Consider the following 12,588-nt stretch of genomic DNA (forward strand, 5'->3'; position numbering starts at 1 on the left):
CAAGGAGACCACCATGCTCAGCCACCCCACCGACGACAAACTGCGCGCCCTCAAGCTGACCGGCATGCTCAAGGCCCTTCAGGAACAGCGCCTTAGCGAGACCGCCGATGCCTTGAGCTTCGAGGAGCGCCTCGGCCTGCTGGTCGACCGCGAGCAGACCGAGCGCGACAGCCGCCGGCTCACCACTCGCCTGCGCACGGCCCGGCTGCGTCAGAGCGCCTGCATCGAGGACCTCGACTGGAGGGCACCCCGGGGACTCGACCGCGACCTCGTGCTGGCGCTGGCCGGCGGTCGCTACCTCGCCAAGGGCCACAACATTCTCATCACCGGCCCCACCGGCGTCGGCAAGAGCTACCTCGCCTGCGCCTTGGCTCACAAGGCCTGCCGCCTCGGCTGCAAGACCCTCTACCTGCGCCTGCCCCGCTTCCTGGAGGAACTGGCCCTCGCGCGGGCCGACGGCCGCTACCCCAAGATGATGGATAGAGTCGCCAAGACTCAACTGCTCGTCCTCGACGATTGGGGGCTCGCCCCCATGACCGCCGCCGGTTGCCGCGATCTGCTCGAAATCCTCGAGGACCGCCACAATCTGCGTTCGACCCTGATCACCAGCCAGCTTCCGGTCGAAGCCTGGCACGACTACCTCGGGGATCCGACGGTCGCCGACGCCATCCTCGACCGCCTCATCCACAACGCCTACCGGCTCACCTTGAAAGGAGAATCGATGCGCAAACGGCGATCCCAGCTTGACCCGATCGGCAACTTGGCGTAAGACAAAAACTCCAGCGTCGCTACGCTCCGATCACTGGCAACTTTGCCTTGGAACGAGTGGCAACTTTGCGCTGGAACGGCTGGCAACTTTCATCGGAATCCGCAATCTTGTTCGAAGGCAGGTTGCCGGTTTACTGACGACAAAAACCCAAGCCATTTACACAAACTGATTTACACCGCCTGACAAGTGGGTATTTCGTCTGGAAACGCTTCTGACCTTTGGATGTTGAGCTTATTCGACCGTCCTGAGATTCGGGACTGAAAGACTGAACCTTGACCTAGTACAAGACAATGTCTATCTCAGCTCACTTGGAGCCCCCCATGATCCCGATCCTCAAAGACATCCCCTACACCATCCTCGTCCCCATCGCCATCCTCATGGCCCTCGAAGTTCCGGGGACAGTATACTTAACTTCGCGTTGATTGTCGGGGTAAGACCAGGCTAACCCATTGAAAACAAAATATAATCCATCAAAATCGCCCCGGACGGTGCCCGCTGCCCCTCTCCGAAGCCTGCACCAGGTGCAACGGAAAGGCCGAATAGCAGCGAATCGTTGCATTCCAGGTCCCGAGAGGGTAGGATCTTTCAGTACCTGATCAAATACCCAGAGGAGACCAACCATGAATACCATCCCTGCCCAGGAACTCAAGCGCCGCGGGCTTGCCGCGGTTGACGACGTCATTGCCAAGGGGGATGTCCACGTAATCCGCAACAACCAGCCGCACTACGTGGTCCTCTCGGAGGAGCGCTACCAGCAACTGGTAGCGGAGGCGCAGGAGGCCTACCTGGCCCGGGTGCGCTCCTCCCTCGAGGATGTCAAGGCCGGCCGGGTGCGGAAGTTCGTTACCGCCGACGACCTGCTGAAAGCGCTCGGGGACGACGAGCCCGCCTGATGTTTACCCTCGTTACGCCCGAACAGTTCCTGCGCCAGGCCCGCAGGTTCTTCAAAAAGCATCCCGACTTAAAGCCCCGCTTTGCCAGACTCCTTGCAGAGCTGCAGGCCGACCCTTTCCAGCCGCGCCTGGAGTTGCACCCCCTCGGCGGCAAACTCTCCGGCTGCCATGCGGTGAGCCTGACCCACAGCTACCGCATCACCCTCACCCTGATGATCACCGAGCGGGAGATTGTCCTTCTCGACATCGGCAGTCACGACGAAGTGTATCGGTGACGGTCGCTGCCCGGGTCGATTTCCGGGGTCGGACCAAGCCAACTCCTTGAAATCAAAATAAAATCCATGAAAATCTCTGCCAAAAACAGGCTTAAATGCCTGTTGTTGGCATCAAAATCGTCCCAGGCAGTCCCCCCCCCCTCTGATAGTCCCAGACGCCTGCACCAAGCGCCACGGGAAGTCCGGAGATAGAAGGGGTTCGTTGCACTCCAAGGTCCCGGCAGCCGAAAGTTCCCCTTCTGTCATCGAGGTACGTGGGAACTTTTTTGTTGATCGTTCCCAAAATGGGAACTATAGTTCCCAGTATGGGTACGATTAAGACGAAACATACCGGCCTGGGCGAAGCCCTTTTCTCCAAGACGCAGCGCCAGGTTCTGGGACTGCTTTTCGGGAACCCGGACAGAAGCTACTATGCCAAGGAGATTTTCCGGCTCGCCGGCATCGGCATCGGAACCGTTCAGCGGGAGCTGGAAAAGCTCTCCCGGGCCGGGCTGCTGTCGGTCAGGAAGATCGGCAACCAGACGCACTACCAGGCCGACCAGCAATCACCGATCTTTGAGGAGCTGCGCGGCATCGTACTGAAGACCTTCGGTGTCGGTGATCTGCTGCGCCTGGCCCTGGCAGAGCTGGCGGACCAAATCCAGGTGGCCTTCGTTTACGGATCGGTCGCCAAGGCGACCGATAAGGCTCAGAGCGACATCGATGTCATGATCATTTCGGAAGATCTGTCCTACGACAGGCTCTTTTCCGTTCTCGCGCCGGTTGAATCGAAACTGGGCAGAACCGTGAATCCAACGCTTTACCGGCCGGCCGAAATTCGCGACAAGCTGTTGGCCGACAGCAGCTTTCTTTCCAGGATCATGGACCAGCCGAAAATATTTCTGATCGGGACAAGGAATGACATCCCCAAACCTTGAGAACCTTGCCAATACCGGCCAGCTGAAGAAGGAACCACCCGATCAGGCGGAATTCGATGGCCTCGTGCGCTCGGCACGGGCGCGCTTGAATGATTCTCGCAGAGACGCCCTTGCCCTGGAAAGCCGGTTCGATCTGGCTTACAACGCATCGCATGCACTCGCATTGGCAGCACTGCGCTGGTATGGCTATCGTGCAGATACGCGCTTCATCGTGTTCCAATGCCTTCCGCATACCCTGGGTGTGGGACCGGAGGTCTGGAGAGTTTTGTCTCACTGCCACAACCTTCGCAACCGCGGCGAGTACGAAGGATTTCTCGATATCAGTGAACAGCTGGTAGCCGACCTGGTACGAGCAACAGGGCGTCTCCTTGAGAAGGTCGACGAAATGGGACCCGTCACCTGATTCGAATTCCGGGGTCGGACCAAGCCAACTACCTGAAATACAAATCAAATCCATGAAAATATCTGACGAAAACAGGCTTAAAGGCCTGTTTTCGGCGTTAAAATCGCCATGGGCGGTGCCCCCTCTGATAATCCTCGACGCCTGCACCAGGTGCAACGGAAAGGCCGAATAGCAGCGAATCGTTGCACTCCAAGGTCCCGGCAGGATTTCTCAGTACCAGATCAAGTACCCCGAGGAGACCAGCCATGAATACCATCCCTGCCCAGGAACTAAAGCGCTCGGGGACGACGCGCCCGCCTGATGATCACCGAGAGGGAGATTATCCTCCTCGACATCGGCAGTCACAACGACGTGTATCGGTGACCGGGCTCCCGGGGGGAGGCCAAAGGCCTGCAAAGTTGCAACCTGGATGGTTGTTGTTTGCGCAGGCCCGAGGGTCTGGCCTGAATGGCTGTCCCGCGCATCCCCCTCCCCATTGCCATCTTCTGAACCCGGGAAATCGCTGCCTTTTTGATGGCCATTCCCGGGGAATTCGCCACCCGCCCCCTTCTCCACTATACTCAGGGGCATGAGAGCCCACTCCATCCTCCTGCGCCGTTTTCGGAAAATCTTCGCCCTGACCCTGCTGGTGACCGTGTTGGCCGCCAGCGCCGTCTTTCTCTTTCGGGATCGACTGCTGCAGGAGGTGGTGCGGCCCCTGCTGGTCCGCGAGTTGGCCCGGCGGTTTCAGGCGGAGGTGGAGATCGAGCGCTTGCTGCTGGATCGGGAGGGGCTGCAGATCACCGGGGTGAGGGTCCGGCGGCCGGGGGACTGGCAACTGGAGATGGAACGCCTGGGGCTCGGTCTCGGTCGGGAACTGCTGACCGCGGGAAGGTTGCCGAGGCTGGTTTTGGTGGGACCGAAAATCCGGCTCTTTTCCCGTGAGAAGGCGACGGATAGCACAGCCTTCTCCTGGCCCGAATCGCCCCCCTTCGCCATCGCCGAGATCGAGTGCCGCGACGGAGAGCTGTCGACGGGTGCCGGGAGGCCTGGCTGGCGGTTCGTCGGCCGCGGAAAGCTCGGGCGCCAATGGGAACTCGCCTTGCAGCTGCGCTCCGCCAGCAACCCGGAGCAGCGGTTCTCTCTCGCGGCCGCGGGAACCTGGGCCGGGACCCTGCAGGCCCGGATCGAGCACCTTGCCTGGGGCGAGCGGGAGCTTTTGCAGGAGCCGCTGCGGCTGACCCTGGAGCAGGGGAAGCTGGTGGCCCTGAGCGGCGAAGTTCAGCTGGCCGGAGTGACCGATGGTGAGATGCGTCCCCTGGCCCGGGCCTTCGGGACGACGCTGCCAGGGAAGCTCCCCTGGCGGATCGCGGGCTTTCGCCTGCGCCCGGAGCTGGCCAACGGCGCCTGGCGCCTCGATATGCAGCTTGGAGCCATGGCCCTGGAGAGGGACTTTTCCCGGCCCCTGCTGCAGAACCTGGTGCTGACCGGCCATTCCGGCACCAGCACTCCCTTCCTCTGGGAACTGTCGGCCCGTCTCGGGCCGGCCGGAGATCCCCTCTCCCTCGCGGGGCAGCTGAGCCCTGCTCCCGCGCCAACCCTGGAGCTGACCCGCCTCGACTGGCGGGGACAGTCGCTTCTTGTCCGTCCCTTGCGCTTCTCGCCGGCCGGGCCGGGGCGGGAGCTGAGCGCGGCGCTGCAACTGGCGCAGCTCGATGACCGGGCACTGCGGCCCCTGCTCGCCCTGGCGGGGATACAACTGCCGGCCGAGCCGCAATGGTCTCTGCAGCAACTGGTGCTGGAGCCGGCCTGGGATGGCCGGCGACTGCGGATCAAAATCGAAGGCGGCTCCGGCGAGGTCCGCACGGGGGAACGGACGCTTCGCCTGGGCCCGTTTATCCTGGCGGGCGAGGGGGCGACGGACAGCTGGAACCTGAACGGGGAGGGGGAACTGGGAGCGGGAAACCTCTGGCGGGGGACGCTGCACCTGGGCGAAAAGAACTGGGCCGGTACGGTCGATCTGCAGCTGCCCGCCCTCGCCCGGTTGCCGCGGCAGCAACCGGGCCTCGGGCTCCCTTCCCTGGCCGGGGAACTCTCCCTGGTGGTGGGGATCGGCGGCAGTCCTGCGCGGCCGGAGCTGGCCCTTTTGGTCCGGGCCGGGGAGGTGACTCTGCCCCGGGCTGCTGCGCTCAGCACCTTCAGCGGCGAGTTCGCCGGGACCCTGTCGCGCGCCGGCGCAAAGTGGCGCTTGCGGAAAGGGCGGTTGGACGGCGCCCTGGCGGGAGCGCTGAGCGCCACCCTCGCCGGGCGCTTTCAGGGGGAGTTGGACGGGGCGGGGTGGTCGGTGCGGCTGAAGGAGCTGGCGGTCGGCAAACCCTCCTGGATGGCGCCCGACGGTCTTGCCGCTCTTCTCGGCGAGCGGCTGAAGATCAGTGGGGAGGCGGTGGCCGCCCCGGCGACCCCGATACGCTTGGCCCTGGACGGGGAGCTGGCCGGCGGCGAGCTCCTCTTCGGCGCCTATTACTTCTCCCTGGCGGAAGTCTCCGCCCGGTTCGGAATGCGGGGAACCTTCGCTCAGGGTACCCTACACGTCGCCCCGGCGCATCTGGCGGTCCCCCACCTCGGCAGGCTCGACCTGACCGGGGAGATCGGTACGACAGACGCTGTCCTGGACGGGGTGATCGAGCTGCCGGACCTGAAGGAGGCCCTGGAAGGGCCGGGGCGCAGCCTTTTCGGGGAGGCCTTCCCGCAACTGAAAAAGCTCTCCCTGGCCGGCGGCTTGGCGATCGGCGTTCGCGGGCTCCGCCGGGCGCCGGAATGGGGCCTGCTATTGAACCTGGAACCCCGCGATGCAACCCTCGGCTGGGGGGAGACGATCCGGCTCGCCGGGCTTCGCGGTACGGTCCCCCTGCAGCTCGGGACCCTGGCGGCCGCAGGAGAATCTTCCACCCGCCTGGCCTGGACCAGCCTGCGCGCCGGCCCCCTGCACGCCGCTTCGGGTGAGATGGCAATCCTTGCGCGCCCCGGCCAGCTGCGCCTGCCGGGGGCTTTGCACCTCGTTCTGGCCGGCGGCGAACTGGCGCTGGTGGATCTCGAGTTGGCCCTGCCGCCCCACGCCCCGGAACTCGCCGCCCAGATCAGGGTCACCAACGTGGAACTGCAGACCCTCACCCGTGAGCTGGCCTGGCCGGAGCTGCGTGGCGCCATCAGCGCCGACCTCGGCCGGCTCCATTACCTGGGCGGCGAACTCAAGATCGCCGGGGAGGCCCGCATCGAGGTATTTGGCGGGGAGATCGAGCTGCGCAATATGCAGGTACGGGAACTCTTCTCCCCTTACCCGGTCTTTCTCGCCGATATCGACTATTCCGGCATCGACCTCTATCGCCTGACCAGCACTCTGGCCTTCGGAGAGATGAACGGGGTCGTGGACGGCCATATCCACCAGCTGCGCCTCTTCGGCACGACCCCCACCCATTTTGCGGCGACCCTCCATTCGCGGGAGAGCGGTACCCGCAACATCAGCGTCAAGGCCCTGAACAACCTCTCCATTCTCAGCCAGGGTGGACTCTCGGCGGCCCTCTCCCGGGGGATCTATCGCTTTATCGATTTCTACCGCTATCGGAACATCGGCTTTGCCTGTACCCTCGACAACGACCTCTTTCGCCTGCGTGGGACCGCCCGCGAAGGTTCCGACCGTTACCTGGTGTACGGCGGTTGGCTGCCGCCGCGCATCGATGTAATCGCCACCAGCCCGGCCGCCTCCTTCCGGGAGATGGTCAGGCGGCTCAAACGCCTCGACCGGGCTGGTACCAGTGGCGCGCCCCGTTGAAATAGCCCGATTGCGGAGTATAGTCAAGGAACGATCCGGCACACAAGGGACCTGCCCCTGACCTCTTTTCGAAGGAGAGCTGTTCATGAAGCCTGCCCTGCTGCGTTATCTGTTGTGGTCCTGCCTGCTGCTGGCGGTCTCCTGCGTCACCATTAATATCTACTTCCCCGCCGAGGAGATGCGCGGCGCCGCCGATCGCATCGTCAATGAAGTCTGGAGCGAGCGGCCCGGTTCCCCCGCCGCCCCAACCATTCCCGCCACCCCGACCCCGCCGCCTGCCGGGGAGAAAGCCCCGGGCAGCTCCTTTTTCCACGGCTGGCAGCCGGGGGTGGCCTATGCCGCCCAGGATATCAACGTCAGCACCCCGGAAATCCGCGCCATCCAGGCGAGCATCAAGGCACGCTCAACCAGGCTCTTCCCCTATCTTGACGGCGGACAGGTCGGGATCGGCAACGACGGTCTGCTCAAGCTGCGCACCAGTGACGGCCTCGATCTGAAGGCCCGGGCCGAGGCGACCCGGCTGGTCCAGGCGGAAAACGACGACCGGCTGCGCCTCTACCAGGAGATCGCGCGGGCCAACGGCTTCCCCGATAAGGCCGATGAAGTGCAGGCGATTTTTGCCGATTCCTGGCAGGCACAGGCGAGCAAGGGATGGTATGTGGAGGGGGAATCGGGGAGCTGGTCGCGCAAGTAGGGGTAGTTTCCGGGCATGGCCACCATGACCTTACGCGGTATCGACGACCAGACCGCCCAGGCCCTGAAGGAGCGGGGCAGCCGGGAGGGCGTCAGCGTCAACGCCGTGACCTTGCGGTTGCTGCGGGAGGCCTTGTGAATTCCGGGGTCGGACCAAGCCAACTGGTCGAAATACAAATCAAATCCATGAAAAACCCTGCCCAAAACAAGCTAAAAAGCCTGTTTTGGGCAGTAGTGTCCGGTTAAGAAGTTGCATAGGCTCCGAAGTCCAAGTCAATGATATCGGGAGGCCCTAAGCCTGCGGCCGCATCCTCGGCGGCCTCGTTGCGAATATTGTTGCGAAGCTCACGCACCCTGTTGATGCTGACACGTTCGCCATGCTCTTCGTGGCAGTAGATGGCCAGCAGCAAATAAGTAATCAACCCTGCGAGGATCTGCACCAGCAGGCCGTAGGGACTGCGGGCAATCAGGTGATACACCTTGAGGTGGCGCTTCCACCAGGCGAAGAAGGACTCGATCGTCCAGCGTAGCTTGTAGATCAAGGCAATCTGCTCGGCGGTCAGATCGAAGCGGTCGGTGGCGACCCAATAGGATTTTTGGTCAACCTTGTAGCCGACCACACGCACTTCTCGTTCGGTCTGGTTGACATCTTTGGTGCCGAGCAACACCCTGGCGTCATAGAAAACATGACTGCCGGGGACAACAGGATTGGCGCTCAACTCCGTCTTACGAGAACTGGCTTTGATGCGGCAGACAAAGTGGCGTCCCTGATCCTGCCAGTCGTCAAAGTTTTTGTAACACTGGTAATAGCGGTCATAGACACCTGTCTGACCGGGAGCCACGAGCCGTTCCGCCTGAGGACGCTCGTCGCCCTTGCCGTCGGTTAATGTGACTTTCTGGGGGACACCACGACCGATATCGAACCCCAGGTGAACCTTGGCCTTTTTGGCTCCGTCTCGATAGTCCGCCCAGAGCATGGACAGCGTAGCGTCAATCAGCGAACCATCGACGGCGATCAGATCGCCGAGATCGGAGATGTCTTTGGCGACAGGAATCTTTTGTGAGACCTGTTTCTGCAGGTCTTCGTAAACATGAATCATCTGCTCCAGCCCTCGGGTATTGATCGCCTCAAAGAAGGCGCTTTTCCGGATACCGCCGGGCGGTGCAATATGAGTCGCGGCAAAATCTTCCTGCGTCAGAACCTGAAGCAGATGACGCCCCGAAGAATGCTCTTCGAGGTGATAGTAGGTCAGGATTTTCAACTGATCTTCAAACGTCATCTGAAGTGGCCTGTTGCCTCGGGCCTCAAGAACCGGGGCATGTTCGAGAGCGCCCTTGAACGGGGTAAAAAGTCGGACAATGGAGCGCCTGCTAAGCCGGGTACGGTGGCAGCGAACAAGTAATGACATTTTCGTAAATCCTCATATAAAATAGGTATTTACGAAAATCGCCGCGCCGACTTCACGACGATTTGTCAAGCAAAAAATACGCTAACTTGTGAAAATATTTACAATTATCTGCAACTTTGGGTGAATGCAATTTGCTAACCGGACACTACTGAGGGAGAGGAGAAGTGAAACCAGAATACAGGTGGTGAGGGGGAAATAGAAGGAAAAGTTCTTCGATTCCATGTGAAGATCGCCGGGGAGCCGGCCGAGGGGCGGAATCTTTCCCCCCAGGGAGAGAAAAACCCCGGCACAGACCAATAACAGGCCGATCAGGATGAGCAGCTTGCCGAGGGGCATCTTCAGGTCCGGGCTGGTGGACAGTAGCGTTCCTTCTCCGAATAGATGCAACCGCAGTACTGCTGGCGGTAGAGCCCCATCGCCTTGGAAGTTTCGATCCCCTCGCGCCAGCCAGGCCGGAAATCGTGATAGAGGAATTTGATGCCAAGTTGATGGGCGAGGGACTCGCCATGGCTGCGGATTGTCTCATGCTGCTGATAGCGGCTGTAGAGCAGGCTGGTGCTAAACGCGTCGAAACCCTGGTCGGCAGCGCGCCGGGCGGTCTCTTCAAGACGGGAGTGGTAGCAATAATCGCAGCGCAAGAGCGGGACCTGGGCGACCTGGGCCAGAAACTCCTCCAGCTGGTAGTCCTCCCGATACTGGACCTCGAGTTCCACCCCGGCCGCATAGTCGCGGACCGTTTCCAGCCGTCGCCTGAACTCCTGGTACGGGTGGATGTTGTGGTTAAAGAAAAAACCAGTGACCTGGTGGTTCTGCTCCCGTAGAACCTTGACCGGGTAGATAGCGCAGTTCGCACAGCAAAGGTGCAATAGAACGTTCATGGCGACCTTCTTGATGGAGGGGACATGTTCTCGAATGATAACAGTTTTCTCTGCCAGTTTCAGCAGATTTTATCCATCCTGGCCACCGGCACTACGATGGCCGTTCCCGGCATTACCTCTGCTTGGCGCGAAAGAACTCCGGCGGCGGGAGCGGGAGTCTCTCCCAGAGTTTTCCCGCGACTGCCCTTGCCTGCCGGGGATTGGTGAGCAGAAGGTGGGCCCGGCGTAACAGCGCCTCGTGAAGCGTCTGCAAGTCCTGCAGATAACGGCCGAGAATATTTTGCAATATCAGGGGGTCTGCGGGGAGCAGAACGACTTCCCTGCCGGCGGCGGCGGCCAATTCAACCGCCTGGGCAGCCAGCTCGGAGGAGACTTCAAAGCTGTCGCCGTCGGCGCCGGTCAGAACTACCCGGCCGAAGAATGGCTCTCCTCGCTGTAACGGCAGGCTGAGCCGGTACTCTTGCAGCTCTGGGCGGAAATGGTCAAAAAGATAATGCTCGGGGAAGAGCGGTAGCCCGTCACTGAAGACTTCCCGATAAAGCGTGTTGCTCAGGTCGGCCAAATCAAGAGTCGGCGTGGGCGTAGCCGCCGCCGCAGTGGCCATTGGCTCCTGGTGGTTGGCGACCCTGCCAGTGGCGGAAAGTGGGAGGGCAAACCAGGGGGCGAGTTCGGCATCGATCTCGGCGGTGCTGGGAGTGGCGGGGTGTTCCTCGGCCAGGCGTTGCAACAGGGTCAGGATGTCCCGGTTGGGCAAGGGGAAGGGCCGTTTTCCCCAGGTCGCAGCAAACCTTCTTGGTCCGGGCAGCGGCTGGTTATTGCCGGCCACCTGCCAGAGCAATCGGCCGAGGCTTGAAGCGACAAAAAGGTTCACCCCGGCCTCGAGGTCTTGCGGCGAGTTGCCAGAGGGATCGAGATGGAGGTGGCCGTTCTCAAAAAGGGTCCAGACCGGGTCGGGGAGGTCCAGCGCCAGGGCCCAGAAGAGGGCCGGAGCCTTTCGGGAAAGCTCCCCTTCCAGGTAGCGGTTGTCCCTTCCCGGATTGACAAGGCAGGTGCTATCGGCGCCCCCATCTTTACAGAGGTCGATCTCCATTTGATGGGCGGAGATGCGGCGGATCTCGCCGATCGAGAAATCTTCCCGCAGTGTGTCGAGCAAGACATCGGCAAAGGGGGCGCTGAGCCAGTCCCCGGGGACCTTCAGCCGCAGTTTCCCCTCCCGGGCCGCCAGCCCGGCGAGATGGAGAAGTTCCCACCCCCAGCGGGGTAGATCCGGGGGGAGGCGAAATCTCCGGGTCGGCCACGAGATTCGCAAACCGGCCTGCAGTGCCGCCCGCTCACGGGCGGGGAGCGTGGTCGGGGAGGTCAGGGCCGCGAGGATCAGGGTCGGTGCCGGCGTCCCGGGAAGCTGGAACGGGTCAGCGGCCTGAATCCGCGCCGCCGGCTGCCCTTGCAGATGGCGCAACAGGACAGAGCAGGCCAGCAGGGACGGTGGCGCTACCTCCCAATCTTCAGGGCCTGGGGGAATGTTGGCCAGGTTTGCAATCAACCGCGGTCCGCGGGTTTTCGGGACGGGTGCCGTCAGGGCGTGCTGGCCGAGGGGAAGCTGGTGGTCCTCCCGCAGCAGTTCCAGGACCCGGGCAAGCCGCTGACTGTCCTGACACCCGCCGAGTTGGGCCAGGCGCCGCGACAGGTGGTGGAAGCGGACGGCGATATCGAGAGGAAGTGGGAATTCGCCCGGGAGGGGAGCCAGTGCCTTGCGAAGTTCCGCCGGAAGCGTATCGATGGCAAAAAGCATCGCCCGCTCCAGTCCCTCCGGTTGGACCGCTGTCGGCAGCTGGTCGAGGTGGAGCAGTGCCGCAATCCGCACCAGGGTCAAGAACGCCTTGTCTTGCGCCTGTTGCTCGGGAGGAACGCCTGTCGCACTGCAACGACCTTCGCTGCAGGCGACCCGCATCAGTTCCTTCAGTCCGGGGACAACCTCTGCAAGTCCCCCCAGACAAAGGTTGACAAGGTAATGGGGCGGAAGCTCCTCCGGGGTGAGGGACCCCGCAACGGTGAGATATTTGATCTCCTCCAGGACGGTGGCCAGGGTATGGCGAAAGCTAGTGGCGTCGCTGCCGGCAGGTGGGGCGGCAACCGTCCGGTGCCGGGACAATCCGCCGGGGAGAATTTCCCAGAAGACAATCTCATCCGCCCCCCATACGACAAAATGCCGCAAACCAAGGGCATGGGCGCAAAGGCGTCCCTGCTCCTCACTACAATCGCTCTCCCGGGGCGGGACGAGAATAACCCCCCCGGCCATGCCGCTGTCCCGGTTGATCCAGAGGACCAGATCCGGGTAAAGCGCCCCCTGCGGGGTCAACACCCGTGGCGAAAGGTCGATCCGGCGCAACGGAGAGCGGCTTCGCTCCAGCTGTTCTTCTGCCCAGCGGGCCAACTGGCGGGTAAATTGATCGAGGGAGTCTTTGCTCATCGCAGGGAGAACCAATGGCCAAGGTCCGGAGGGTTGGCAGCCCAGGGTATAAAAAGGGCCGCCACAGTGACGG

The 12,588-nt window shown here is 62.2% G+C and carries 11 protein-coding genes and 1 pseudogene; 8 read left to right on the forward strand and 4 right to left on the reverse strand.

Translation table 11 applies throughout. From position 1 onward, the window contains the following. The first annotated feature begins 13 nt into the window (after positions 1 to 13). From istB to ACYQ8E_RS17115, 8 genes are all read left to right on the forward strand, one after another. Complete coding sequence (gene istB, locus ACYQ8E_RS17080) at positions 14 to 769, forward strand: IS21-like element helper ATPase IstB (RefSeq protein ID WP_066723645.1); 756 nt, start codon at positions 14 to 16, stop codon at positions 767 to 769. Between the two features lie 620 nt (positions 770 to 1,389). Further along, the gene (locus ACYQ8E_RS17085) at positions 1,390 to 1,662 is read left to right on the forward strand and encodes a prevent-host-death protein (RefSeq protein ID WP_459861537.1); all 273 of its coding nucleotides are present in this window, start codon (positions 1,390 to 1,392) and stop codon (positions 1,660 to 1,662) included. Further along, positions 1,662 to 1,937: a type II toxin-antitoxin system RelE/ParE family toxin gene (locus tag ACYQ8E_RS17090; RefSeq protein WP_459861539.1), complete on the forward strand. Its 276-nt coding sequence runs from the start codon at positions 1,662 to 1,664 to the stop codon at positions 1,935 to 1,937. The genes ACYQ8E_RS17085 and ACYQ8E_RS17090 overlap by 1 nt, the downstream gene beginning before the upstream one ends. Before the next feature lie 305 nt (positions 1,938 to 2,242). Next, positions 2,243 to 2,854: a nucleotidyltransferase domain-containing protein gene (locus ACYQ8E_RS17095; protein ID WP_459861541.1), complete on the forward strand. Its 612-nt coding sequence runs from the start codon at positions 2,243 to 2,245 to the stop codon at positions 2,852 to 2,854. Further along, positions 2,835 to 3,257, forward strand: a complete 423-nt coding sequence (locus tag ACYQ8E_RS17100) for a hypothetical protein (RefSeq protein ID WP_459861544.1) — start codon at positions 2,835 to 2,837, stop codon at positions 3,255 to 3,257. The genes ACYQ8E_RS17095 and ACYQ8E_RS17100 overlap by 20 nt, the downstream gene beginning before the upstream one ends. A 568-nt stretch (positions 3,258 to 3,825) precedes the next feature. Beyond that, entirely contained in the window at positions 3,826 to 7,065 is a 3,240-nt protein-coding gene (locus ACYQ8E_RS17105; RefSeq protein WP_459861545.1) for a hypothetical protein, read from the forward strand. An 85-nt stretch (positions 7,066 to 7,150) separates the two neighbouring features. Next, complete coding sequence (locus ACYQ8E_RS17110) at positions 7,151 to 7,759, forward strand: DUF1318 domain-containing protein (RefSeq protein WP_459861547.1); 609 nt, start codon at positions 7,151 to 7,153, stop codon at positions 7,757 to 7,759. Positions 7,760 to 7,774: 15 nt separating this feature from the next. Continuing rightward, entirely contained in the window at positions 7,775 to 7,897 is a 123-nt protein-coding gene (locus tag ACYQ8E_RS17115; protein WP_459861549.1) for a FitA-like ribbon-helix-helix domain-containing protein, read from the forward strand. 169 nt (positions 7,898 to 8,066) lie between these two features. Here ACYQ8E_RS17115 and ACYQ8E_RS17120 read toward each other — a convergent pair. The 4 genes and pseudogenes from ACYQ8E_RS17120 to ACYQ8E_RS17135 all read right to left on the reverse strand — a co-directional run. After that, positions 8,067 to 9,167, reverse strand: a pseudogene (locus ACYQ8E_RS17120) (IS4 family transposase); the annotation flags it as partial. An 81-nt stretch (positions 9,168 to 9,248) separates the two neighbouring features. Next, complete coding sequence (locus ACYQ8E_RS17125) at positions 9,249 to 9,503, reverse strand: DUF2905 domain-containing protein (RefSeq protein ID WP_459860515.1); 255 nt, start codon at positions 9,501 to 9,503, stop codon at positions 9,249 to 9,251. Positions 9,504 to 9,505: 2 nt separating this feature from the next. Beyond that, the gene (locus ACYQ8E_RS17130; RefSeq protein ID WP_459860513.1) at positions 9,506 to 10,045 is read right to left on the reverse strand and encodes an epoxyqueuosine reductase QueH; all 540 of its coding nucleotides are present in this window, start codon (positions 10,043 to 10,045) and stop codon (positions 9,506 to 9,508) included. 112 nt (positions 10,046 to 10,157) lie between these two features. Further along, positions 10,158 to 12,515, reverse strand: a complete 2,358-nt coding sequence (locus ACYQ8E_RS17135; RefSeq protein ID WP_066727932.1) for a hypothetical protein — start codon at positions 12,513 to 12,515, stop codon at positions 10,158 to 10,160. Between the last annotated feature and the right edge of the window lie 73 nt (positions 12,516 to 12,588).

Source organism: Desulfuromonas carbonis (assembly GCF_054658035.1).

Excerpts from the sequence above, each read along its gene's own strand:
- istB (WP_066723645.1), top strand. The coding sequence starts at position 14 with ATGCTCAGCCACCCCACCGACGACAAACTGCGCGCCCTCAAGCTGACC.
- ACYQ8E_RS17085 (WP_459861537.1), top strand. The coding sequence starts at position 1,390 with ATGAATACCATCCCTGCCCAGGAACTCAAGCGCCGCGGGCTTGCCGCG.
- ACYQ8E_RS17090 (WP_459861539.1), top strand. The coding sequence starts at position 1,662 with ATGTTTACCCTCGTTACGCCCGAACAGTTCCTGCGCCAGGCCCGCAGG.
- ACYQ8E_RS17095 (WP_459861541.1), top strand. The coding sequence starts at position 2,243 with ATGGGTACGATTAAGACGAAACATACCGGCCTGGGCGAAGCCCTTTTC.
- ACYQ8E_RS17100 (WP_459861544.1), top strand. The coding sequence starts at position 2,835 with ATGACATCCCCAAACCTTGAGAACCTTGCCAATACCGGCCAGCTGAAG.
- ACYQ8E_RS17105 (WP_459861545.1), top strand. The coding sequence starts at position 3,826 with ATGAGAGCCCACTCCATCCTCCTGCGCCGTTTTCGGAAAATCTTCGCC.
- ACYQ8E_RS17110 (WP_459861547.1), top strand. The coding sequence starts at position 7,151 with ATGAAGCCTGCCCTGCTGCGTTATCTGTTGTGGTCCTGCCTGCTGCTG.
- ACYQ8E_RS17115 (WP_459861549.1), top strand. The coding sequence starts at position 7,775 with ATGGCCACCATGACCTTACGCGGTATCGACGACCAGACCGCCCAGGCC.
- ACYQ8E_RS17125 (WP_459860515.1), bottom strand. The coding sequence starts at position 9,503 with ATGCCCCTCGGCAAGCTGCTCATCCTGATCGGCCTGTTATTGGTCTGT.
- ACYQ8E_RS17130 (WP_459860513.1), bottom strand. The coding sequence starts at position 10,045 with ATGAACGTTCTATTGCACCTTTGCTGTGCGAACTGCGCTATCTACCCG.
- ACYQ8E_RS17135 (WP_066727932.1), bottom strand. The coding sequence starts at position 12,515 with ATGAGCAAAGACTCCCTCGATCAATTTACCCGCCAGTTGGCCCGCTGG.